At 72.0% G+C, this 21,962-nt stretch carries 19 protein-coding genes; 9 read left to right on the top strand and 10 right to left on the bottom strand.

Annotated elements, in window-relative coordinates; all coding sequences use genetic code 11:
* Positions 1–9 precede the first annotated feature (9 nt).
* Positions 10–1,455 carry a GMC family oxidoreductase gene (locus tag CLV68_RS11580; protein WP_121390354.1) on the bottom strand — a complete coding sequence of 482 codons (1,446 nt, stop codon included), beginning with the start codon at positions 1,453–1,455 and terminating at the stop codon, positions 10–12.
* Positions 1,456–1,870: 415 nt separating this feature from the next.
* On the opposite strand from CLV68_RS11580, the gene CLV68_RS11575 reads away from it, so the two are divergent.
* From CLV68_RS11575 to CLV68_RS11570, 3 genes are all read left to right on the top strand, one after another.
* Positions 1,871–2,752: a hypothetical protein gene (locus CLV68_RS11575; RefSeq protein ID WP_121390353.1), complete on the top strand. Its 882-nt coding sequence runs from the start codon at positions 1,871–1,873 to the stop codon at positions 2,750–2,752.
* Between the two features lie 260 nt (positions 2,753–3,012).
* Positions 3,013–3,252 (top strand): hypothetical protein, encoded by a 240-nt coding sequence (locus CLV68_RS33335; protein WP_147459947.1) that lies wholly within the window; start codon positions 3,013–3,015, stop codon positions 3,250–3,252.
* An 87-nt stretch (positions 3,253–3,339) separates the two neighbouring features.
* Complete coding sequence (locus tag CLV68_RS11570; RefSeq protein ID WP_121390352.1) at positions 3,340–3,963, top strand: SEFIR domain-containing protein; 624 nt, start codon at positions 3,340–3,342, stop codon at positions 3,961–3,963.
* Positions 3,964–3,988: 25 nt separating this feature from the next.
* Here CLV68_RS11570 and CLV68_RS11565 read toward each other — a convergent pair whose 3' ends face one another.
* Complete coding sequence (locus tag CLV68_RS11565) at positions 3,989–6,178, bottom strand: helix-turn-helix domain-containing protein (protein WP_121390351.1); 2,190 nt, start codon at positions 6,176–6,178, stop codon at positions 3,989–3,991.
* Between the two features lie 358 nt (positions 6,179–6,536).
* Between CLV68_RS11565 and CLV68_RS11560 the strand changes: the two genes are divergently transcribed.
* The gene (locus tag CLV68_RS11560; protein WP_121390350.1) at positions 6,537–7,496 is read left to right on the top strand and encodes a hypothetical protein; all 960 of its coding nucleotides are present in this window, start codon (positions 6,537–6,539) and stop codon (positions 7,494–7,496) included.
* 3 nt (positions 7,497–7,499) lie between these two features.
* Here CLV68_RS11560 and CLV68_RS11555 read toward each other — a convergent pair whose 3' ends face one another.
* Positions 7,500–9,542, bottom strand: coding sequence for a toll/interleukin-1 receptor domain-containing protein (locus tag CLV68_RS11555; RefSeq protein ID WP_170224222.1), 2,043 nt, complete (start codon positions 9,540–9,542; stop codon positions 7,500–7,502).
* A 77-nt stretch (positions 9,543–9,619) separates the two neighbouring features.
* Positions 9,620–9,997 (bottom strand): YchJ family protein, encoded by a 378-nt coding sequence (locus CLV68_RS11550; RefSeq protein ID WP_121390348.1) that lies wholly within the window; start codon positions 9,995–9,997, stop codon positions 9,620–9,622.
* 112 nt (positions 9,998–10,109) lie between these two features.
* On the opposite strand from CLV68_RS11550, the gene CLV68_RS11545 reads away from it, so the two are divergent.
* Positions 10,110–11,630 carry an alpha/beta hydrolase gene (locus tag CLV68_RS11545; protein ID WP_121390347.1) on the top strand — a complete coding sequence of 507 codons (1,521 nt, stop codon included), beginning with the start codon at positions 10,110–10,112 and terminating at the stop codon, positions 11,628–11,630.
* 45 nt (positions 11,631–11,675) lie between these two features.
* On the opposite strand, the gene CLV68_RS11540 is transcribed toward CLV68_RS11545, so the two are convergent.
* The 4 genes from CLV68_RS11540 to CLV68_RS11525 form a co-directional block, all read right to left on the bottom strand.
* On the bottom strand, positions 11,676–11,906 hold the full coding sequence (locus CLV68_RS11540; protein ID WP_121390346.1) for a CDGSH iron-sulfur domain-containing protein: 231 nt from the start codon (positions 11,904–11,906) through the stop codon (positions 11,676–11,678).
* Positions 11,903–12,874, bottom strand: coding sequence for an iron-containing redox enzyme family protein (locus CLV68_RS11535; RefSeq protein ID WP_121390345.1), 972 nt, complete (start codon positions 12,872–12,874; stop codon positions 11,903–11,905). Before CLV68_RS11535 ends, CLV68_RS11540 begins: the two co-directional genes overlap by 4 nt.
* A gap of 30 nt (positions 12,875–12,904) precedes the next feature.
* Positions 12,905–13,996 (bottom strand): carboxylate-amine ligase, encoded by a 1,092-nt coding sequence (locus CLV68_RS11530; RefSeq protein WP_121390344.1) that lies wholly within the window; start codon positions 13,994–13,996, stop codon positions 12,905–12,907.
* Positions 13,997–14,096: 100 nt separating this feature from the next.
* Positions 14,097–15,584: a preATP grasp domain-containing protein gene (locus tag CLV68_RS11525; protein ID WP_121390343.1), complete on the bottom strand. Its 1,488-nt coding sequence runs from the start codon at positions 15,582–15,584 to the stop codon at positions 14,097–14,099.
* A 283-nt stretch (positions 15,585–15,867) separates the two neighbouring features.
* On the opposite strand from CLV68_RS11525, the gene CLV68_RS11520 reads away from it, so the two are divergent.
* From CLV68_RS11520 to CLV68_RS11505, 4 genes are read left to right on the top strand one after another with little or no spacing between them, the layout of a single operon-like run.
* A complete protein-coding gene (locus CLV68_RS11520) occupies positions 15,868–17,160 on the top strand; it encodes an ABC transporter substrate-binding protein (RefSeq protein ID WP_121390342.1) in 1,293 nt (430 codons plus the stop codon).
* Positions 17,157–18,044 carry a carbohydrate ABC transporter permease gene (locus CLV68_RS11515; protein ID WP_246009765.1) on the top strand — a complete coding sequence of 296 codons (888 nt, stop codon included), beginning with the start codon at positions 17,157–17,159 and terminating at the stop codon, positions 18,042–18,044. The genes CLV68_RS11520 and CLV68_RS11515 overlap by 4 nt, the downstream gene beginning before the upstream one ends.
* Positions 18,041–18,829: a carbohydrate ABC transporter permease gene (locus CLV68_RS35055; RefSeq protein WP_121390340.1), complete on the top strand. Its 789-nt coding sequence runs from the start codon at positions 18,041–18,043 to the stop codon at positions 18,827–18,829. The genes CLV68_RS11515 and CLV68_RS35055 overlap by 4 nt, the downstream gene beginning before the upstream one ends.
* Complete coding sequence (locus CLV68_RS11505) at positions 18,826–19,761, top strand: LacI family DNA-binding transcriptional regulator (protein ID WP_246009764.1); 936 nt, start codon at positions 18,826–18,828, stop codon at positions 19,759–19,761. The genes CLV68_RS35055 and CLV68_RS11505 overlap by 4 nt, the downstream gene beginning before the upstream one ends.
* 235 nt (positions 19,762–19,996) lie before the next feature.
* Here the strand turns inward: CLV68_RS11505 and CLV68_RS11500 are convergent, their stop codons facing one another.
* Positions 19,997–20,194 (bottom strand): MbtH family protein, encoded by a 198-nt coding sequence (locus CLV68_RS11500; RefSeq protein ID WP_121390338.1) that lies wholly within the window; start codon positions 20,192–20,194, stop codon positions 19,997–19,999.
* On the bottom strand, positions 20,191–21,432 hold the full coding sequence (locus CLV68_RS11495; RefSeq protein WP_121390337.1) for an MFS transporter: 1,242 nt from the start codon (positions 21,430–21,432) through the stop codon (positions 20,191–20,193). Before CLV68_RS11495 ends, CLV68_RS11500 begins: the two co-directional genes overlap by 4 nt.
* Positions 21,433–21,962 lie beyond the last annotated feature (530 nt).

Below are 21,962 nucleotides of genomic sequence, written 5' to 3'. Positions count from 1 at the left end.
ACCAACCGGTTATCGGAGCAGGAACGCGGCCGCCTGCTCGCCGATCATGACCGCCGGGGCATTGGTGTTGCCGGTGGGGACGGTGGGCATGACCGACGCGTCGGCGACGGTGAGGCCGGTCAGCGCGTGCGCGGTCAGGTCGGGGCCGACCACGGACAGCTCGTCGGTGCCCATCTTGCAGGTGCCGACCTGGTGGTGGTACGTGATCGCGGTCCGCCGCACGTACTCCACGACGTCGTCGACCGGCCCGGGGTAGAGCTCGCGCGCACCCCACTCGGCCAGCGCGGGGGCAGCCCCCAGGCGACGGCACTGCTCGACCGAGGCGACCAGGCTGGCCAGGTCGTCCGGGTGCTCCAGCGCGGCCAGGTCGATCAGCGGCTCGTCGGCCGCCGAGGGCCCCGACAACCGCAGTGACCCGCGGCTACGCGGCGTGACCATGCCCGCCATCAGGGAGAACCCGGTCGGGGGGCCGGTCATCCACGGCTCGTACATCGGGACGCTGAAGTGGATCGGCTGGGTGTCGGGCACCGGCAGCCCCGGCCTGCTGCGCCAGAACAGGTGCGTCTGGGTCACCGACCGCCCGGCGACCGGCGGCTCGACCTCGCGCCGGTCGGTCGCGAAGATCACCGGGGCCAGCAGGTGGTCGTGCAGGTTCTTGCCGACACCGGGCCGGTCGGCGACGACGTCGATGCCCAGCGCGCGCAACTCGTCGGCCGGGCCGACCCCGCTGCGCAACAGGATCGCGGGAGAGGCGAGAGCGCCCGCGGCGAGCACCACGTGGTCAGCGCGCAGCTCCGTTGCGACACCGTCGATGTCGGCGAGCACACCGACCGCGCGGGTGCCCTCGAACAGCACCCGGTGCACCAAGGCTCCAGTGTGGACGGTGAACCCCGGCTTGCCGACGATCGGCTCCCCGTAGGCGATCCAGGTGTTGACCCGGCGCCCGTCGCGCGCGGTGATCCGCTCGACCGAGACGCCGTCGAGGGTGCCCGCGTTGTAGTCGGGGTTGAACTCGATCCCGATCTGCACCGCGGCATCCACAATGGACTGCTGGACCGGGTGCAGCGGCTCGTTCACCGTGATCGGCAGCAGGTCCCGCTCGACCCGCTCGAACACCGGCCGCACGTCCGACCACGCCCACCCGGGCAGCCCCCAGCCGTCGTAGTCGGACGCCGCGCCCCGCACCCAGATCATGGCGTTGAGCGCGTGCGACCCGCCGAGGACCTTCCCGCGCGGCAGGTGCAGCCGCCGCCCGGCCGCGTGGGCCTGGGCAACCGTGTGGTGCCCCCAGTCCTCGGGCCCGTGCCACAGCTCCCCCGCCCGCGCCGGGTCGTGGATGGCCGGGTTGGTGTCGCGCCCCCCGGCCTCCAACAGCCGCACGGTGACCCCCGCGTCCACCAGCCTGCGCGCCACGACCGCCCCCGCCGACCCGGCGCCCACCACGATGACGTCCATCAACCCGCCTCCCTGTGTGCCTGCCCACAGCTTCGCAACGCCCGCCCGTCACCGCCCCCCTGCACCCCCCATCCCGTCACTCCCCGACAACGACAGTGCCGCCCGCGACAACCCGGTCACGAGGTGACACCGACCAACCACCCCACGGTGAACCCGATGACCAACAACCAGAACCCCAACTTGACCACCCGACCCGGTGCCACCAACATCGCCATGACGTCCTCCTCGTCGCAGTTCCTCCCCACCATGGTGACCGCCGAGCGGCCGCCCGCCCCGGGTTTCCTGTCGCCAACGCGGTTCCGGTCCGGGAAACCCCCACCGACATGACAAAGGCCGGACAAAGCCAGGACAACAGCGGGTCAACAGGACACGGGACCCCGGCGGGCCGCTTCACTCTGCTCGACAGAGGAGGCCCATGCATCCGCTCACCACCGACCTCAAGGCACTGCGCCGGGGCCGAGCCGTGCACACGACACCGCTGCCACCCCGCCTGGGTCCCGCCCTGCGCGCGCTGTGCGCGGTCACCGACAACGACGACGACGTCACCGCGCGGGACAAGGTCATCACCACCCTCACCGAGCTGGCGGGCAGGCTCCCCGACGACCTGCGGCTGTGCTTCACCGCCGCGTTCGCGCTCAGCGAGCAGACCCGCCAGCCGTTCTACGCCGACCGGCTGACCTGGGCGGGCACCGAGCTCAAGCGGGAGAGCCGGACGATCCGCCGCCGCGTCGACGAGGGCATCACCAGCGTCGCCCAACTGGCGACCACCCGGCCGCGCCAGTCCTGGCACACCGACGAGCTGCACGCCGTGGTGTCGCTGGCGGGCACGCCGGAGGTCTTCGAGTTCCGCCGCGTCATCGCCGACACCGACCTCACCGAGATCACCCTCGGCTGGTCGACCAAGACCGGCGTCGAGGACCTGGCGATCGCCGTGGTGCACGGCGGGACCCTGGTCGAGCGCACCAGGAAGTCCCGCAACCGGGTGGCGGCGACGGTGCGCCTCCCGGCCCCGCTGCGGGCGGGCCAGCCGCACACCATCTCGGTCCGCCTGCACCCCGACCCCATGCACCCGCTCTACGTCTGCACCCCGCACACCCCGTGCACCACCTTCTCCCTGCGGGTCGTGTTCCCGCCGCCCCGCTTCCCGACCCACGCCCTCCTGCTGGACGGCGTCCTGCCTGCCGAGGTGGACGACGACCTCACCAGCCACCCGCCGATCCCCATCGACGCGACCGGCCAGATCGCGACCACGTTCACCAACCTGACCCCGCACCTGTCCTACGGCGTCCGCTGGTAGCCGACCCCGGCGGAACTCCCCGACCCACGAGGCCCTTCCCGTCCCCGAGGTGAGGCATGACAGACCCACGGAACTCCGTCAACGACTCCACCGTCCACGGCTCGCTCACCATTCCTCGCCCGGCCGGCACTGCTGCACGGCCGCTCGCCGCGCGACCGGGTACCCGAGGAGATCGACCGGGTCGAGAACCACGTCCGCCAGGCGATGGTCCAGCAGCACACCCGCTACGGCCGGTTGGCCGGGGTGCTGTGGAGCCTGGTGTGCGAGGAGTTCTACGAGCGCGGTGCCCGTCGCGCCCCACGCTCGACCCGGCACGCGCGGACGGCGAGTACTACCTGGCGCACAGCCAGGTGTTCACCATGAAGATCGCCAACGGCAGCATCAGCCCGACCACCGGCCTCGGTGGCCAGCACACCCTGGGCAGTGTGGGCAGGTGGACCGACGGGCGGGAGCAGGACATCATCACCAAGATGGTCCGCGCGCGCCACGGGGCCAGGTAGCGGGGGCGAGTTCACACCAACCAACCGACCGCCCGAGGGCACCGGCTCGCGGGCTTTCTCCGTCGCTTGCAGGAAAGGGGGGAAGCGATGCCGCGGGCGTTCGTTTCCTACACGCACGATTCCGAGGAGCACAAGGACCTGGTGCTGGTGCTGGCCAATGCCCTGGTCGACAACAGCATCGACGTCTGCCTGGACCGCTGGCACCTCGAGCGCCAGGACTGGTACACGTGGGCGGTCCGGGAGATGAACGCGGCCGACTTCGTGGTCGTGGTCGCCAGCGAGGTGTACCGCGGGGTCGCCGACGGGTACGCGACGGCGGCGGCGAACCTCGGGATGCAGTGCGAGGCGGCGATCCTGCGCGACCGGTTGCAGGGCAATCGTCCACTGTGGACGAAGAAGATCCTGCCGGTGCTGCTGCCCGGGCACGGGGTCGAGGAGATCCCGATCGTGTTCCAGCCCTACGGGGCGAACTACTACAAGATCACCGACTTCACCACGGCGGGGATGGAGGAACTGCTGCGGGTCATGCTCGACAAGCCCGCGTACGTCCCCCCGTCGCCCGGCCAGGAGCCGCACCTGCCCCGGCGGACCGTGGTCGCGCCGCAGCGGCCCCCGGCGCACAACGGGAAACCGGGGGTGGTCAACTCGATCACCGGTGCCGTGGTGCACGGCAACATCATCCAGTCCGGCGGGAGCGTGACCCAGGGCTAGCCGATGGGCTGGGGGCCGGGGTGCGTCACGGGCCCAGTTCCGCGCGCACCCTGGCCTCCTCCAGCACCGCCGAGAGCAGCCTGGTCTCCTGCCGGTCGGCCTCGCCCCAGTGCTGCTTGGCCGCGACCCGGTCACCGCGCAGCGCGGCCACGTTCCCGAGGCCGGTCAGCGCGCGGGCCCGCTCGTAGGCGCTGCCCGCCAGCTCACCGAGACCGCACGCCTTGGTGTAGAGCTCCACGGCCAGGTCGAGCCTGCCCGCGCAGAAGTGGATCCAGGCCAGGCAGTTGATCGCCATCAGCGCGTCGACCGGCTGCAGTTCGGCCTCGGCCTGCGCGAGGGCGGCCTCGGCGTGCTCGACGGCCTCGTCGTGGCGGCCCAGCCTGGTCAGCCCCAGCGCGATCCCGCGCCGGGCGATGGCCATGTTGCGGACCCGACCCGCCGCCCGGTACGCCTCGAGCGCCGTGGTCAGGTCGCGCACCGAGATCGCGGCCTCGCCGTGGTAGAGCCGGGCCCACGCGAGGCTGGAAAGCGCGTCGGTGCGGCCACGCTCGTCGCCCGCGTCGGTGAAGGCGGCCAGCGCGCGTTCGTGGGCGTCGACCGCGTCGCTGATGCGACCCGCGTCGATGTAGGCCATGCCCAGGTTGTTGCGGATCATCCCGGTGGCCGACAGGTCGTCCAGGGCCGCGGTGGACTTGAGCGCGCGTTGGTGCGTCGCGAGCCACGGTTCGTAGAGCTTGTCGCGGAAGAAGAACGCGCGCAGCACGAACGCCAACTGCCAGCAGGACCGGTGCAGGCCGTGCTCGGCGGCGAGGTCCACCACCCGTTCCAGCGTCGGCCACTGCACGCGCAGCCAGGCCAGCGCGCTGCTGGTGTCGGCGAAGGGCGCGCACGAGGTGGGACGGCCGGTGTCGGGACGGTAGCGCGACGGTTCGAGCACCTCGTCGGCGGCGGTGACCCTGGCCAGCGCGTAGTCGACCAGGTTGACCACCGCGGCCGCGCGCACCCCGGGGTCGGGCGGCAGCGCGTGGCGCAGGGCGAACGTGCGCACCAGGTCGTGCATGCCGATGTGCCCGGCGGCGTCGAGGGTGATCAGACCGGCGTCGTGCAGCCGGTCGAGCAGCGCCTCGGCCTCGCCGAAGGGCAACGCCGACATGGCCTCGACCGCGGGGATCTCCAGCACGGGGCCGGGGTGCACGGCCAGCAGGCCGAACAGCGCGCGTTCGGCGGGGGTGAGGGCGTCGTGGGAGACGGCGAACGCCGCGGCCACACCGCGCTCGCCGTCGTCGAGCACCAGCAGCCGGGTCCGCTCGTCGGCGAGGCGGTCGCGCAGCCGGGTGCCGGAACCGGCCACCAGCCTGGCGGCCGCGATGCGGATCGCCAGCGGCAGGTTGCCGCACAACGAGACGATCTCCCGCGCCTGCGCACCGGCGGGCGCCCGGTCGCCAGCGACCGAGCGCAGCAGGGCGACGGCGTCGTCGGTGCCGAGTGTGCCCAGCGGCAGCGACCACGCCTCGTCCAGCGCGGGCAGCCTGCCGCGGCTGGTGATCAGGACCCGGCAGGTACCGCCCGCGGGCAGCAGCGGGCGCACCTGTGCGACGGTGGCGACGTTGTCGAACACGAGCAGCATCCGCCGGTCGCGCACCAGGTCCCGCAACAGGTTCGAGCGGCCGTCGACATCGGGTGGGAGGCGTTCGCGGCTGACGCCGAGCAGGCTCAGCAGGGTGTGCAGCGCCTCGAGCGGCTCCACCGGGCCGGTGCCGGGGGTGGTGCGCGGGGTGTGGCCGCGCAGGTCCAGGAAGACCCGGCCGTCCGGGAACGCGTCCTCGGCCGCGCGGGCGGCGGTGATCGCGACGGTTGTCTTCCCAACCCCGGCGAGACCGTGCACGACGCACATCCGGGCGGATTCGCCGCGCAGCACGGACGCGAGCACGTCGAGCGCCTCGGCCCTCCCGACGAAGTGCCCGGTGGGATCGGGCAGGCCCCGCAACCCACCACCGGCGCGGTCGACCTCGTGCTTGCCGAACGCCTCGACCAACTCGCCACCCGCCTCGAGCGCGGTGTCGCAGGCGGCGACGACGGTGGGGTTCGCGTTCGCCTTGCCGTTCTCGATCTTGCTCAGTTGCCCGCGACTGGTGAAGACCTTCTCGGCCAGCGCGTCCAGCGACATGCCCTTGGCCTTCCTGCGGTCGCGCAACAGGGTTCCGAACTCGGTCATGGCTCCTGGTTCTCGTCGCCTCGGATGGGTCACCCGGGGATGGGCGTCGGCCACCCCCGGGTGAACGCGGTCATCCGAGCAGACCGACGGCCAGCAGCACAATGGTGAGGACGTAGTGGGTGTGCATCGTGTTCTCCTTCGGTGGGTGGTTCCCGCGCGCCGCGCCGGGTGAATCCGACACCTCGAATGGTTGTGCCGGGCGGCGGGGGGCGACAGGGGTTTCCTGTTTCCAGGTTTTTCCTCCTGCGGGAAACACCGGGGAGCGGCGCCGACGCCGAACGTGAAACGGGACGTGGGACCCGCCCGAGGCGGTGCACTGGGTAGACTCGGGTGCCCGCCGGTGAGATGGGGGTGTGGAGTGGACGCCGACACTCGGCTCAGGATCCTCAGCCAGGAGCTCAAGGACGTCCGCAAGGGACTGGGCCTGCACCAGGTCTCGTTGCCCACCGTGGCCGGACCGGTGCTGCGCGAGCTGGCGGGGGTAACGCAGGCGGAACCGCCGGGGGCGGTGCGCGACAAGCTGGTCGCCCTCGTGCGCGGCCTGGTCGGCCTGCTGCCCGAGGGCAGGCGGGACCTGGCGCGGGCGGTGTTCGGCGTGGACAACCCGGCGAACGAGACCTACACCGGCAGGCTGGCCGCGCACGGCCGCGTCGTGGACCGGGACCTGCGGACCGTGCAGCGGCGCGCGGACGAGGTCGTCTACCTACTGGCGGAGCTGGCCTGCGCGCGGCCGACGCGCGAGGTGGCGCGAGCCGCGGACGGCGTCCCCTGGCACACCAAGCGGTTGCAGGTGCGGCTGGTGCTGCGCGGCGACGACGTGGAGGTGTTCGAGACCCGGCGCATCGTCAGCCACGAGCCCGACCTGCTCGACGTGCGGCACTCGTTGTCGGTCGGCCCGTCCGGGCAGGCCGGGGGTCCGGTGGACCTGGCGGCACTGGGCATCGACGAGATCTCCGGCGGCGAGGTGCGCGCGCTCGAACAGGTTTCCGCGGACCGGGTCGCGTTCACGCTGCGCCCGCCGAGGACACTGGGCCCCGGCGACGAGCACGACTTCTTCTTCCGGGTCCGCGCGCGGGCCATCGCGCCGTTCTACTGCTGCACCCCCGAGTTCGACTGCGAGCGGTTCGACCTCAACGTGCGCTTCGAGTCGCACCGGTTGCCCACGCGGGTGTGGCGGATCGACGGCGAGTTCTCCAAGGAGGCCGCCGACCCGACGCCGAACAGGCCGTCCTCGCGCGTCGACGACACCGGTGAGGCGCGGGCCGAGTTCGCGGACCTGCGGCCCGCCCGGTCTTACGGCATCGGCTGGGCGTTCTGAGGCTCAGTCGAACACCGCGCGCAGCAGCCGCGACAGCCGCGATCTCGGGGCGGCCCGTTCGGGGACCGTCAGCCTGCCGTGGACCTCGCGCAGGCGGGTGGTGAGCGAGTCGGCCGGGCCGTACCAGGTCTCGGCCCGCCGCACGGCGCGGCACGCGGCGGCGACGTCCGCGGTGACCTCGACGACGATGGCGCCCGCCTCCTGCGCGAGCCGGTGCCGGGCGAGTCCCGCGGCTCGGAGCACGATCTCGACCTCGGCCGCCTTCTCCCGCGCGGCTTCCCGGTCGCCCGTCAGCAGCAGCAGGTGGGCGTGTTCCACGGCGGCGGCCGCCCACTCGCCGCGGTGACCCGGGTCGGGGCAGGCGCGCTGGATCCGCGGGAGGAGTTCCTCGACGAGGGTTCGTGCCGTCTCGTGGTGACCGCGGGCCCGGAGCGCTCGTACCCGGATCAGGGCCATGCGTCCGCGTTCCGGCTCGGTGGCCCACACCGGCACCGGGTCGGTCGCCAGACCGGGGAGGACGGCGTCCGCGCGGTCGTGCGCGCCGAGCAGGTCGTAGGCGGCCGCGGTGAGGAACCGGGCGCGGTAGTCGCTGATGGGATCGCCCTCGAGCAGCGCGGCCTCGCGGAGGACCTCCGGGGCGGCGCCCGCGGTGAGCGCGAGCCACGCGGCGGCCAGGTGGTCGCCCGCGGCCACCCGGACCGAGAAGGCGGCGGCGTTGTCCCCCCGTGCCTCCAGTCGCACCGCCACGGCTCGCAGCAGCGCCTGCCGGGCCACCGGGGCCAGCGCCTCGTCCCGGGCCACCCTGGTGGCGTGGCGGAGGCTGTGCAGGCCCGCCCTGGGGTCGGTGAGCACCCGGTCGAGCACGGTGGCGGCGCGGTCGACCATGACGGCGGCGTCGGTGGTGCGGCGGACCTCGGCGGCCACCAGCGGGTGCAGCCGCCACGTCTGGCGCCCGGCGCAGTCGGGGAGGTCCACCGGGTGCAGGACGCCGTCGAGGTCGTCGAGCACCCGGGCCACCACCATCGGGGCGGCGGAGCCGTAGACCGGCGTGACCCCGTCGACGAGCACGTCTCCGGAGATCGGCACGGAGTCGAGCACGGCGGCGAACGCCAGCACGGCCCGGACGTGGTCCCCGCCGGTGCGGTGGTCGGGCTGCCGCGCCTCTTCCGGCGTGAACGGCGGTACGGCTACCTCGGTGAAGCCCCAGCCGCGGTCGGCGGCGCGCGCGGTCAGCACCGTGCGCACACGCGGCGACGGTAGGACAAACCGCCGGGCGTCACAGCCAGGGGGCACGCCGTCGACGAACCAGCAGACGTCCGCACCCGCGACGGTCAGCAACTCGGCGAGGGCGTCCCTGGCCTGGTCCAACCCGAGCCCGGCCAGGTCGACGCCGAAGCGCTCCGCCGCGACCCGGCGCAGGTCGGCGGTGTACCAGTCGAGCGGGTCGTGCTCGTCGAGTTCCGCCCACTCCACCCCGCCCGGGTAGGCGGTGCGGAACAGCGCGCCGTACTGCTCGGCCAGCGTCGTCTTGCCGCTGGCGGCCTTGCCGGTGAGCACGACGGGCCCGGTCGTGCGGTGCAGGTCCCACAACGCGGCGTACCGGCCGACGAAGCGGCGGGGCCGGGCCAGCCGCTCGGGCTGCGGCTCGCGGGTGCCGCACAACGGGACCCGGCCCGCCTGCTCGACCTTCGCCGCCACCACGTCGGCGATCTCGTCCGCACGCACCCATTCGGCCAACCCGGTGGGGTCCTGGCAACCCACCGCGACGATCCGGTCCGCGGGCTCACCCAACCGCTGGGCCGCGAGCACCGCACGGGTGAACTCCCACTGGCACGCGTGCCGCACGAGGTACCGCGGCGAGCAGACCGCGACGAACACCGACGCCTCGTCGACCGCCTGCCGCAACTTGTCGGTGATGCCGTCGAAGAGGGTGAGGTCCCGGCCGCGGGCCACCGGGATTCCCCGGGCGCGCAAGGCGATCTCGACGAGTTCGGCCTGCGGTTCGTCTTCTGGGGCGTGGCTGAGGAATACCCGGGCGGTGGTCACCCCGACAACGATGCCGGATGTCGGCGGATCAGGGATCGGTGAAGGCACGACAGAAAGACGACAGTCACGCGAAAGCGTCAGCGGATGTCGCCGTCGAGGTAGAGCCATTGGTCGGCCAGGCGGGTGAAGCGGCTCAGTTCGTGGAGGGAGTCGGGGTGGCCTCGGTGGTGGTAGTGGGCTCGGAACTCGACGGTGCCGGTGGTGTGGGTGGGGGTTCCGGCCTCTGTGGACAGGATTTCCAGGTGGGTCCAGTGCTGGTCGGGGTCGAGGGTGAGGTTGGTCGGGCGGGTGTCGGGGTGCCAGGTGCGGGTGAGGTAGTCGGTGTCGGCGCGGGTGAAGGCGGTGTAGCGGGAGCGCATGAGGGCTTCGGCGGTGGGGGCCGGGGTGCCGCGGTGGGCTCGGCCGCAGCAGTCGGCGTAGGGGTGGCCGGTTCCGCAGGGGCAGCGTGGGGGCATGGCGCCAGTATCCACCTGGGGAATGACGGCAGGACAAGCCCGCGGTGTGAGTCCCGGCTACGTGACTGTTCCGTAGAAGTGGGGCAGGCACGACAGAGGGGAAGACACGACGATGTTCAACAGATCGGTGGCCGTCCTCGCGGCGGTCACGGTCGCGGCGCTGGCGTTACCCGGCACCGCCGCGGCGCAGGGCGGGGTGCGGTGGCGGCAGTGTCCGGATGACACGGTGCTCCAGTGCGCGGCGTTCGTGGTCCCGCTCGACCACGCACGACCGAGTGGTCCGACCATCACGCTGCGGGCGACCAAGCTGCCCGCGACCGACCAGCGCCACAAGGTCGGCACCCTGTTCGTCAACAACGGTGGACCCGGCGGCGCGGCGGCGGACTTCACGCTGGTCGCGGGGGAATTGCTGGGCGAGCGGGTCCGGGCCCGCTACGACATCGTCGGGGTGGACCCGCGCGGTATCGGCGGGTCCCGCAACTGCGTGACCAGGGGCTGCGGCAGCGAACCGGTCACCTGCACACCCCGGCGGGGCGGACCGGCCGAGGTGGCCAAGCCCGACGACCCGTTCCCGTACACCGCGGACGACCTGCGGGCGCGGCTGGCCTACGACGACTACCTGCGCACCCTGTGCGCGCGGGGCGCCAACCCGGTCATCCGGCACATGTCGACCGCCGACACCGTCCGCGACCTGGAGTTGGTCCGCCGGGCCGTGGGTGACCGGATGTTCAACTTCTACGGCCTGTCCTACGGGTCGATCGTCGGCGCGACGTACGCCGCCCTCTACCCGGACCGGATCCGGACCATGGTCGTCGACGGTGTCGTGGACCCGGTGCAGTGGAGCACCGGCAGGGGCGGGGACTCGCGGTACCTCGTCACCGCTCGCCTCACCAGCGGCGACGGCGCGTGGGAGGCGCTCACCAGCGCGTTGTCCGAATGCGACCGAGTCGGCCCGACGCGCTGCGCGGCGGCTGGTTCGGCGCGCGAGAAGTGGGACGCGATCGTACGGCGGGCCAAGGAAGCCCCGTTGCAGACCCCGGACGGGCCGGTGAGCTACCCGCTGCTCATCGGCCTCGCGCACACCGCGTTGCTCTCCGCCGACACCTACCCAGTCCTCATGACCGCCATCGAGGAGACCTACCAGGCGACCAGCAGCCGCGGCATGCGGGCGAGTTCTTCGTTGTCGCTGCTCAAGAAAACGGCAGGCCAGGTCTCGCCCGGGTTCGAGGGCGTTGCCTGCGGTGAGACGGACAACCCGACCGACCGCGACGCGGGTGTGCGTTCGGCCGCGTGGGCTGGCCGGACCGCACCGGACTTCGGTCCGATGTGGAGCTGGACCGGGTCCGCCTGCCGGGCGTGGCCGGTCCGCTCACCGGGGGCTTACCAGGGGCCGTGGCAGAAGTGGACCTCGGCACCACTGCTGATCGTCAACAACACGCACGACCCGTCCACACCCATCAGCGGCGCCAGGGCGTTGCACCGCCTGATGCCGAACTCGGCCCTGTTGCCCGTCGCCAACTACGGGCACGGCGCGGTGGGGATCTCCTGCGTGGGCAAGGCCATCGAGGGCTACCTGCTCGACGGCGCCCTGCCGTCAGGTACCTGCGAGGCCGACACCCCGCTATTCCCCTAGAAGCTGTTCCCCTAGAAGCTGTCCCCGTAACCCGTAACCCGTAGCTCACTCGGCTCCTGCGTCCCGGTCCGCCGGGGCGCAGGAGCCGGTGGCGCGTCGGACCTCGCGGTGGCTGGCGTCACACAACGGGTAGATCTTGCTGCGCCGACACGTGCACACCGCTGTCACGAACCGTTCCGATCGGACTACCGAACCGTCCACTCCGTGCACGACCACCGGCCCGTCCACCAGCACCGGCCCGCCGGTGATCCGGACCGTGGTGTCACGCGCGGTCACGCCGCCGCCAGGGATTCGCGCAGCGACGAACGCCCGCCCTGCCACGAGCCGAGCAGCCAGTCGGCCAGCCGCCCTTCGAGCAGCTCGGTCGCCTGCACACCGAACACGAGATCAGCAGCCAGGTCCGGCTCGTCGCTCAGCAGTCCACCGACGACGTCGTGCCGCATGACCTGCTCGTGGACCGCGTCCGCCTCGATGTGTTCGGTGTAGAACCGGACACAAGCCTGCGGCGCGGACAGGCGGCGCAGCGCGGAAACCGTGCGGCGGGCACTGGGCGCGGTGGTGATCTCAGCGGCGGCGAAGTGTCCGACCAGGGCACCGCGCAGCGCCCGGTGCAGCCCGAACATCGACATCAGGTTGACCGTCGCGATCGCGGGCGCGGGGACGACGTCGAGGTAGTGCAGGTACCCGCTCGACAACCCGGCTGCGTCCAGCAGGTCGGCGAACAGCCGCGAATGCGCCTGATCCGCCCGCCCCGCCCCGAACTCGTCGTACTCCACCGCGACGAGCGCCGCCTTCGCCTGGCCGCTCAGCCGCGGGATGACCCAGGCGTGCGGGTCGCCTTCCTTGAGGTGGTAGATCGAGCGGTGGATGAAGAACTCCTGGACCTGTGACCACTGCCCGTGGTCGCGCAGGAAGTGCGACACCCCGGCGCCGGGCACGACCTCGACGGACAGCTCGTCCAGCTCCCCGGTGACGTCCGTCCCACCCTCCACTTCGGACCGCAGGGCGTCGAGGAGTCTTCGTTCCATGCCTGCCCGAAGGCGAAGCAGGTCGAGGTCCCACTCCAACTCCGCCCGCACTCCGGGGAAGCCCCGGTAGTGCAGTTCGTAGAGCAGGTGCAGGGCGAGCGCCAGGTCGTCGCCGTGGGGGTCGGCGCGGTCGGCGGTGGGGAGAGGACCGCGGTGGCCGCTGAGTGCGGAGTAGACAGCCGCCGAGAGTTCACCGCGTGGGGAGGGCAGAGTCATCGCAGGTCCTTTCCGTAACCTGCGGCGCGGTTACCCCAACTCCGTGATCCCCACACGTGTGACGGAGGCGACCAGGTCGCCCCGGGCGAGGGCGTCCCGTTGCCTGGTGGCGCCGGTGCCGTCGGTGAACACGCGGCGGACCGCGGTCTGGGTGAACTCCCAGTCCCCGACCTCGCGCAGCCCGGGCCCGATCCACTCCACCATGGCCCGCACCCTTTCCTCGGCGGTCGTCGCCACGCCGCGTACCGGGTCGATCGCTTTCCCGGTGCCGTACCGTGCCGCGGCCCACAGGCTCGCCGCGCCGAGCTGCGGGTCGAGCCGTGGCCCTTCTCGACCAAGCTCGAGGTCCTTGAGCGCCGCCCGCACCAGGCCCCGCACCAGCGCGGCCTGGAGGACCGCCGCCCACGGGTGCTGCACGGTGTCCGCCGCGCGCACCTCGACGGTCGGCAGGTGCGGTGACCGGCGCACCAGCCAGAAGGTCATCCGGTCGTCGAGGATGGTCCCGCAGTCGACCAGGCGGGCCACCTGCTCGTCGTGGTCGGCGGCGGAGCCGAACCAGGGCGGGAGCCCGGAACCGGGGAACCGGGCTTGATCCAGTTGTCTGAGGCTGCTGTGCCCCCGGTCGCGCCCGCCCCTGATCGGCGAGTTGACGGCCAGTGCCGCCAGAACCGGGATCCACGGCGTGACGTGGTTGATCACGGCGACGGCGAGATCCGGGTCCGCGACGCCGACGTGGACATGGCATCCACAAGCCTGGTAGTCCTCGACAACGGCGCTGAACCGTTCGTGGATCGCCGCGAACCTCTGCCCCGCGGGCCTTTCGAGCAGAGGTCCGTCAACGACCGGTACGCCAGAAGCCATGGGGACGACGCCCTGCGCCTCGGCGGCTTTCCGTACCGCTTGCCTGGCTTCGTGGAGTTGACCGGAAAGCGAGTCGAGGTCGGCGCAGACGCCGGTGGCGATCTCCAGTTGGGTGGGGAAGAGCTCGGCCTGACCGGTCCACGGCGCGTGCGGGAGGTCGGCCAGGACATCCGGGGCTACCGGGCGGGGCGCGCCGCGGCGGGGGTCGACCAGGAGGAACTCCTCCTCCACCCCCAAGGTGACACCGTCGAGATCGGCCATGGCGGTCTCCCTGGAGTGACATCGGTTGACCAGGGATACCCGCGGCCGCCCCGGGTCAACCGCCTGGGGTCCACACGAGCCCTGTTCGGGTGAACCGCGATCAGCCGGTCTGCGCGACCTGGGCCACCCGGGCGTCGAAGGCCCGGACCAGTTCGTGGTGCCTGGCCTCGGCGGTGGGGGTGTCACGGGCGATGGACACCACGCCGAAGCGGCCGATCTCCAGGGCGCCCAGCATGTACGCCACGGTCCCGGTGCGGGTGCCGGAGCGGTAGTGGAAGCGTTCGCCGACAAGGGTGTCGATGACGTCCGAAGGGGACAGTGCGCTGTACTCGGTGCGGTACAGGCGGTCCGTGGCGAAGTACGAGCGCGGGGTGCCGTCCGGGGTGAGGTACTGCCCGGTCGCGGGGTCGTAAGCGCCCTCGACCAGACCGTGCAGCAGGAAGTACGGAGCCGTGCCGCCGCCCATCCGCAGGTTCAGCTCCAGCGCGTAGTGCTGCCACGAGGCACCGGTCCGCACCGAGACGAAGTCGATGCTGGCGATCCCGACGACCGACCGCGCCGCGAGCGCGTGGGCGGCCCGCAACGCCAGTGCCTGGATCTCCAGCCGGTACTGCGCGCGCGCCGGGAACGCGCAGCCCGCGAAGACCTGCCCGTCGAGCACCTGGTCGTGCGTGGTGAACACCCGCACCTCGCCGGAGGTGCCCATCATCATCTGGGCGGACGGCGAGGTCACCTCGTCGCCCTCCATGAGCCGCTCCACCACGGCCCCCATGACCTCCACCTCACCGGCGTACCGCTCCCACTCGTCCGGCGGTGTGGCGAACACCGCCCGGCGCGGTAGTTCCCGGCGCAGCCAGGGTTCCAAGCCGGAGGCGGGAGCGCCCGCGAAGGAGAACAGGACGTTGCCGCCCGCGCCGAAGCTGTGGTTGAGCTTGATGATCGCCCGGGCCGTGGTGGGGTCGCGTCCGCGCAGTCGCGCCAACGCGTCCACGACGTCGCCGACGTCGCGCAGGCCCTCGACGCCGTCGGCGACCGGGACGCCCGCCGCGTGGAACAGCCTGCGGGAACCGGTTTTCGACCCCAGCTCGGCCAGGTCCGGGTCCGGCGCGTACAGCGGCAGCCCCAGCCGCACGGCCAGGGTGCGTTCGAGGTCGGAGCTGATGAACGGCACCAGGACCGCGTCCTGGCGGGCGAGTCCGCGCAACCGGGCGAGCAACCCGGGGCGGCGCAGGATCTTCGCGGTGAGCGGGATGGGCTCGGTGCTGGCGCAGTCGAGCATGGTGAGGCGCGCCCTGGCGTGCCCGCGGGGCAGCGACGGCACGAGGTCCAGCGCGTAGTCGAGGACCTCCGGTGCCACGGCGGCGCTGGTCACGTACACCACGCGCGTGTGCGGGTCCCTGAGCAACTGCAGCAGGAACAGCAGTCGTTCCTCGTAGTGGCCGATGCCGGGGATCTTGGTGAGGCTGGTGCTGTCCATGCTCAGGCTGGGCACCACGACCACCGTGCGGGGCGCGCCGGTGGGGGTGAACAGGTCCGGCACGCGCCGCTGGGCTCGGCGGAACGCCGCGTGCTCGCCGGTGTCGTCCACCTGGTCCCCCTTCGACCGCGGGCGCCGCCGCGCTGGGTGGTGGGTTGAGCGGAGGGACTCCATGGTGGGTGCCGCCCTCACGGCGAGCAACCTCCGGCGGGCGAACTGTAAACGAGTGGTCTAGAGCACCGGCCGGGCGTGACCGGGAGCGTTCCCAGGCGATTTCCCTTGTCAGACCCCGTTTTCCCGGGATCTTGACACCGCTGTGTAATCCAGGCCACACTGATGATCAGCTCCGCCGTGGGAGCGCTCCCAACCCCCGACTCGACTTCTGAGGGGTCCCGTGCGCCGTCAACCGTGGAGGGTCCGCGCCCTCGCCATCGCCACCGCAACCGCCCTCATCACCGCACCGTCCGCCTGTGGCACCGGGATCGCCGCGCGCGAACCCGGTGCGCCGCTGGAACTGAGCATCGCCACGTTCACCGAGTTCGGTTACGAGGACCTGCTCATCGAGTACCAGCACAAGCACCCCGGGATCAAGGTCCGGCACCAGCGGACCGGCCAGGGCGGCACCTACCACCAACAGCTGTTCACCCGCCTGGGCGCTGGATCCGGGCTCGCCGACGTGGTCGCGATCGAGGAGGGGCACCTGTCCGACGCCCTCGCCGCGGCCCGGCTGTTCCAGGACCTGGCGGTGATCGGCCCCAGGGACGTCACCGGGAACCGCTGGCTGGACTGGAAGTACGCCGCGGCCAAGGCCAGGGACGGCTCGCTCATCGGCTACGGGACCGACATCGGCCCGCTCGCCATGTGCTACCGGGTCGACCTGTTCGCCGCCGCGGGCCTGCCGACCGACCCCGAGCTGGTCAAGCCGCTGTTCTCCTCGTGGGACAGCTACTTCGCCACCGGCGACGCCTATCTCGCCCGCACCGGCAAACCGTGGTTCGACTCGGCGGCGCAGATCTTCAACGCCATGCACAACCAGCTGCCGACCGGCTACTTCGACACCGACGACACCCTGGTGGTGGCGACCAACCCGGCCATCAGGCAGAACTGGGACGCGGTGACCGCGGCGACCAGCCGGGGCCAGTCCGCCGGGCTGACCGCGTTCTCCGCCGAGTGGGAGGCCGGGTTCCGGGCTGGCGCGTTCGCCACGAAGACCTGCCCGTCCTGGATGCTGGGCGTGATCAAGGCGCAGGCGGGTCCGGGGAACGCGGGCCGCTGGGCGGTCACCGGCGCGTTCCCCGGTGGCGGCGGCAACTGGGGCGGGTCGTACCTGGCGGTCCCCAAGCAGAGCGCGCACCCCAGGGAGGCCGCCGAGCTGGCCGCCTGGCTCACCGCGCCGGAGCAGCAGATCCGGGCGTTCGCACGAACCGGGAACTTCCCCAGCCAGGTCGAGGCGCTCACCTCGCCGCGGCTGCTGGGCACCGTCGACGAGTACTTCGGCGGGGCGCGCACCGGGGAGCTGTTCGCCGCGCAGGCCCGCAAGGTGTCCACGCCGCAGTACAAGGGGCCGGGCGACGGGCGCATCCAGGAGGCCGTGGTGACGCCCGCGCTGCGCGCGGTCGAGCAGGGGACCACGCCGGAGGAGGGGTGGCGGCGGTTGGTCCAGGGCGCCGAGAAGATCGCCCGGTGAGAACCAGGCTCGCGCCCTACCTGCTGGTCGCGCCGTTCTTCGTCCTGTTCACCGTCACCGGCCTGTTCCCGTTGCTCTACACCGGGTACGTCTCGCTGTTCTCGTGGGACCTGGTCGGCGACTCCCCCACCTTCGTCGGACTGGCCAACTACGCCGAACTGCTCGGCGACGACCGGTTCGGCACCGCGCTGGTCAACACGCTCAGCATCTTCCTGCTCGCCACCGGCCCGCAGCTGGTGGTGGCGGTCGGGGTCGCGGCGCTGCTGGACGCGGCGCCGCGGCCGAGCACCGGCTGGCGGGTCGCGGTGCTGGCGCCGACGGCGATGAGCGTGGTGGCGGTGGGGATCGTGTTCGCCAACCTGTTCGGCCCCCGATACGGGTTGGTGAACGCCGCGCTGGCCGGGCTCGGGCTCGGCCCCGTCGACTGGCAGGCCGACCGGCTCGCCGGGCACGTGGCGATCGCGGTGATGGTGAACTGGCGCTGGACCGGCTACAACGCGCTGGTCGTGCTGGCGGCGATGCGGGCCATCCCGCCGACGCTGTACGAGGCGGCCATTGTGGACGGTGCGGGCCGGTGGCGCCGGTTCCGGCACGTCACGCTGCCGCTGCTGCGCCCGACGCTGCTGTTCGTGGTGGTGACCTCGACCATCGGCGGGCTCCAGGTGTTCACCGAGCCCAAGCTGCTCGACGCGCAACCGGGCTCGGCCAACGGCGGCGCGTCCGGGCAGTTCCAGACCGTCGCGTTGTACGTCTACCAGTCGGCGTTCGAGACGCGCAGGCTCGGCTACGCCTCGGCGCTCGCCTGGGTGCTGGTGCTGCTCGTCGCCGTGCTCGCCTGGGGGAACTACCGGCTGACCAAGCGGATGGCGGGCGTCGACGGGTGAGGACATCGACCTGCCTGCTGCTGCTGGCGTTCGTGGCGGGCTCGCTGTTCCCGTACTACTGGGCGTTCCTGGTCGGCAGCCAGGACGCGGTGTCGATGACCGGCGCGACCCTGGTGCCCGGCGGGCACTTCCTGGACAACGCCCGGCGGGTTTTCGACACGGTGCCCTTCTGGCGGGCACTGGGCAATAGCGTGGTCGTCGCGGGCACCGTGACCGTCTCGACCGTGGTGTTCGCCAGCCTGGCCGGGTTCGCGTTCGCGCGGGCGCGTTTCCCCGGCCGGGACCGGATGTTCCGGTTCGTGGTGGCGACGATGGCGCTGCCGACGCAGCTGGGGATCATCCCGCTGTACCTGGCGATGGCGGAGCTGGGCTGGGCTGGAGGGCTGCAGGCGGTGATCGTGCCGAACCTGGTGACCGCGCTCGGGGTGTTCTGGATGCGCCAGTACACGCTCTCGGCCGTCCCGGCGGAACTGGTGGACGCCGCGCGGGTGGACGGCTGCTCGCTGGCGCGCACCTACTGGCACGTCTGCCTGCCGTCGGTCCGCCCGGCACTGGCGGCACTGGGTATGTTCACGTTCATGGCCAGCTGGAACGACTTCCTGTGGCCGCTGGTCGCGCTCGACGCGGACCACCCGACGGTGCAACTTGCACTGGAACGGTTGCAGTCCGGACACTATGTGGACTACCCGCTCGTGCTCGCGGGCACCACCCTGGCCACCGTGCCGGTCCTGCTGGTGTTCGCCGCGTTCGGCCGCCGCGGCCTCGACGGGGCAGCACTGGGGTGAACCTGGAAGAGGTGGCGCGGCTCGCCGGGGTGTCCCGGTCGACGGTCTCGCGCGTCCTCAACGGCTCCTCGGGGGTGAGCCCGGCGACTCGCGCGGCGGTGGAATCGGCTGTCGCATCGATGCGGTACCTGCCGAACCAGGCCGCGCGATCGCTGGCCGGGACGCGCACGGACACGGTGGCGGTGGTCGTGTCCGAGGTGCACGACCGGGTGTTCGACGACGCGTTCCTGACGGGGGTGTTGCGGGGCGTGACATCGGGGCTCGGCGGGCGGCGGGCGGTGGTGGCGGTGAACCCGCCCTCGGTGTCCGATGTGGACGGTTGTCTGGTGGTGAGCATGGACGGGCACGATCCGCTGCCGCGGGGGTTGTCGGTGCCGGTGGTGCTCGTCGGACGGCCGCTGAGCGGCGGACTGGCCTATGTGGACTCGGACAACCTCGGCGGCGGGGTGCTCGCCGGGCGGCATCTGGTGGCGCGCGGGCGGGCCCGGGTGGGGGTACTGGCTGGACCACCTGACGTGGCGGCGTGCGTCGACCGGGTGGCCGGGTTCCGGCGCGCCCTGGGTGCGTCGCCGCCCGCCGGGGTGGTGCCGTGCGCACTGACACCGGACTCGGGCGCGGCGGCATTGGCCGGACTACTGGCCTCGACCCCGGACATCGACGGCGTGTTCTGCGCAACCGATGCGATCGCCATCGGGGCGGTGCGATACCTGCGGTCGGTGGGGGCACGAGTGCCGGAGGACGTCTCGGTGGTGGGCTTCGACGACTCCGTCGCGGCAACGGTGTGCACACCCGCGTTGACGACGGTGCGGCAGTCGGCGGAGGACCTGGGCAACACAGCCGCGTGGCGACTGGTGGCCGAGCTGAGCGGGGAACAGGACTTACCGCAGTCGATCGTCCTCGCGACGGAACTGGTCGTCCGCGCGTCGAGTTGAGCTTAGGCACCCATGGCGGCTCAGGGGTGGTCGCGCGCACGCCGGGGAATCTGGCTTGGCGCAGTGTCGCCGTTGACAGGGGTGGCTTGTGCGCGGCCGAGCCGCGATCGCGGCCCCTGGAACATCCGGGCGCGCGGCCACGTAGCGCGGCGGTGGGGCGGTGATCGCAAATCCCGGCTCCCGTGCGCACCGGAGCCCTTCGGCGGCGGCCGGGGTGGCCGCCGCCGGGGTGGGGTCAGGCGGGGTTCATGGCCTCGCGGAGGGAGCGGGGGCGCATGTCGGTCCACACCTCGTCGACGTGGGCGGAGCATTCGTCCTTGGTGCCGGTGAAGCCGTCGGGGCGCCACCCGGCGGGGACCTCGCGGTCGGCGGGCCACAGGGAGTACTGGTCCTCGTCGTTGACCAGGACCTGGAAGGCGATGTCGTCCCTCACGGTGTTGCTTCCTCTCTCTCGGACTTTCCCGGGTACCGACGCAGCGTCGGGTTGATCGTGACGAGCAGGGTGACCACCGCCATCCCCGCGGCGGCCACCAATACCGCGGTGTCCGGCGAGACGGCCTCGACGAGCACACCGCCCAGGGCCGGGCCCAGTGCGGCAGCGCCGCCGACGACGACGCTCATGACGCCGCTGAGCCTGCCACGCAGTTCGTCTGGGGTGAGCAGGAGCTGGTGGGTGGTGATGGTGGTGTTCGCGGTCGGCGCGAGCAGGGCCATCCCGGCGAACAGGGCACCGAGCAACAGCCCCTGGTCGGTCAACGTTGCGAGCGGGGCAAGCACGGTCAGCACCCAGAACACCCCGACGATGGACACGTACGGGCTGAGCACCCGGTGCAGCAACGGTGCGATGAGCGAGCCGACGATGCCACCGACCCCGAGCATCGCCGCCATGATGCCGATCTCGGCCGCCGACACCCCACCGCGCTCGGCGAGGACGATGACCACCAGGTAGAACGCACTGAAGAAGAAGTTCAACGCCAACGCGCACACGGCGGTGACCCGGACCTCCCGGTGCGCCAACACCCACCGCATGCCCTCGATGATCTCCCGCCCGAGGTGGCTGTCCTCGGTCTTCGGCGCGCGCTTCGGCATCCGGATGAACGCCAGGGCGACGAACGAGATGAAGTGGGTGACGAGGTCGAGCAGGAACGGCACCCACCGGCCGACCGCGAACAGCGCGCCCCCGAGGGCGTTGCCCGCCATCTGCCCGATGGACGACCGGGCGGCGTTGAGCGAGATCGCGGTCGCGAGCTGCGAGTCCGGCACCAACGACGGCAGACTCGCGTCCTCAGCGGGCTCGAACAGCGCCCGGCACACACCGAGCACCACAGCCACCGCAACCATGTGCGGCACCGTCGCCGCCCCCGCAACGATGACCGCCACCAACGACCCCAACGCAACAACATTGGCCGCTTCGCACGCAAGCATCACCCGCCTGCGATCCCACCGGTCGACCAACGCCCCGGCAGGCAACCCGACGACCAACTGCGCCACCGCGTCCGCCGCAAGCACCAACCCCGAAGCCGCCGCCGACCCGGTGAGCGCCAGCACCAGCAACGGGAACGCGATCATCGACGCGCTGAACCCGATCTCAGCGCAAGCCTGCCCCACCCACAACAGCGTGTAGTTGCGGTTCCGCGACAACGGCACCTCAACCCGCTCCACAGCCGTCATCGCACACCCTCCCCGATCCCTAGTTCCCCCACCAGCGCAACCTCAACCAAGGACCGCGACCACTGCCCCAGCACAAGATCGGCTTGAGGCCGACGCCGCACAGTCCCGAACCGCGTGAGCTCGGTCGCTCCGAGGAGCGGCATTGGCCCACTGCCCGCGAGATCCAGTGACAGTTCCGAGGCGCGCTCTCGACACAGCACCATTGCCAACCCCTCCGACGTTGGCCACCCACACGCCCCTCTGGAACGTTGTCCCCAACACGCCCCTATAGAACGTTGGCTCCAACGTGCCCTCCTACAACGTTGGCCCTTACGCGCCCGCCACAGGCGTTGGCCAACAACCGCTCCTCGGATCCGCTGGTGCCAGGCCGGCTCGATGGGGTGGACTTGTTTTGTGTGGGGGGACGGCACACGTAGCGTCGTTCGCGGCAGGGCCTGCTTTTCGGCCCCTGCTTTGTGGTTCTGCCCGGGTGTCGTAGGGGCCCCGCGCAAAACAAGTTCGCCGCATCGAGCAAAGCGCGAAACTCGCGC

The sequence above is a fragment of the Actinokineospora cianjurensis genome (assembly GCF_003663795.1).
GTDB classification, from domain to species: domain Bacteria; phylum Actinomycetota; class Actinomycetes; order Mycobacteriales; family Pseudonocardiaceae; genus Actinokineospora; species Actinokineospora terrae.
Note: the sequence above shows the minus strand (reverse complement) of the source record. Positions and strands in the feature narration are given on the sequence as shown.

Excerpts from the sequence above, each read along its gene's own strand:
- CLV68_RS11580 (WP_121390354.1), bottom strand. The coding sequence starts at position 1,455 with ATGGACGTCATCGTGGTGGGCGCCGGGTCGGCGGGGGCGGTCGTGGCG.
- CLV68_RS11575 (WP_121390353.1), top strand. The coding sequence starts at position 1,871 with ATGCATCCGCTCACCACCGACCTCAAGGCACTGCGCCGGGGCCGAGCC.
- CLV68_RS11570 (WP_121390352.1), top strand. The coding sequence starts at position 3,340 with ATGCCGCGGGCGTTCGTTTCCTACACGCACGATTCCGAGGAGCACAAG.
- CLV68_RS11565 (WP_121390351.1), bottom strand. The coding sequence starts at position 6,178 with ATGACCGAGTTCGGAACCCTGTTGCGCGACCGCAGGAAGGCCAAGGGC.
- CLV68_RS11550 (WP_121390348.1), bottom strand. The coding sequence starts at position 9,997 with ATGCCCCCACGCTGCCCCTGCGGAACCGGCCACCCCTACGCCGACTGC.
- CLV68_RS11545 (WP_121390347.1), top strand. The coding sequence starts at position 10,110 with ATGTTCAACAGATCGGTGGCCGTCCTCGCGGCGGTCACGGTCGCGGCG.
- CLV68_RS11535 (WP_121390345.1), bottom strand. The coding sequence starts at position 12,874 with ATGACTCTGCCCTCCCCACGCGGTGAACTCTCGGCGGCTGTCTACTCC.
- CLV68_RS11530 (WP_121390344.1), bottom strand. The coding sequence starts at position 13,996 with ATGGCCGATCTCGACGGTGTCACCTTGGGGGTGGAGGAGGAGTTCCTC.
- CLV68_RS11495 (WP_121390337.1), bottom strand. The coding sequence starts at position 21,432 with ATGACGGCTGTGGAGCGGGTTGAGGTGCCGTTGTCGCGGAACCGCAAC.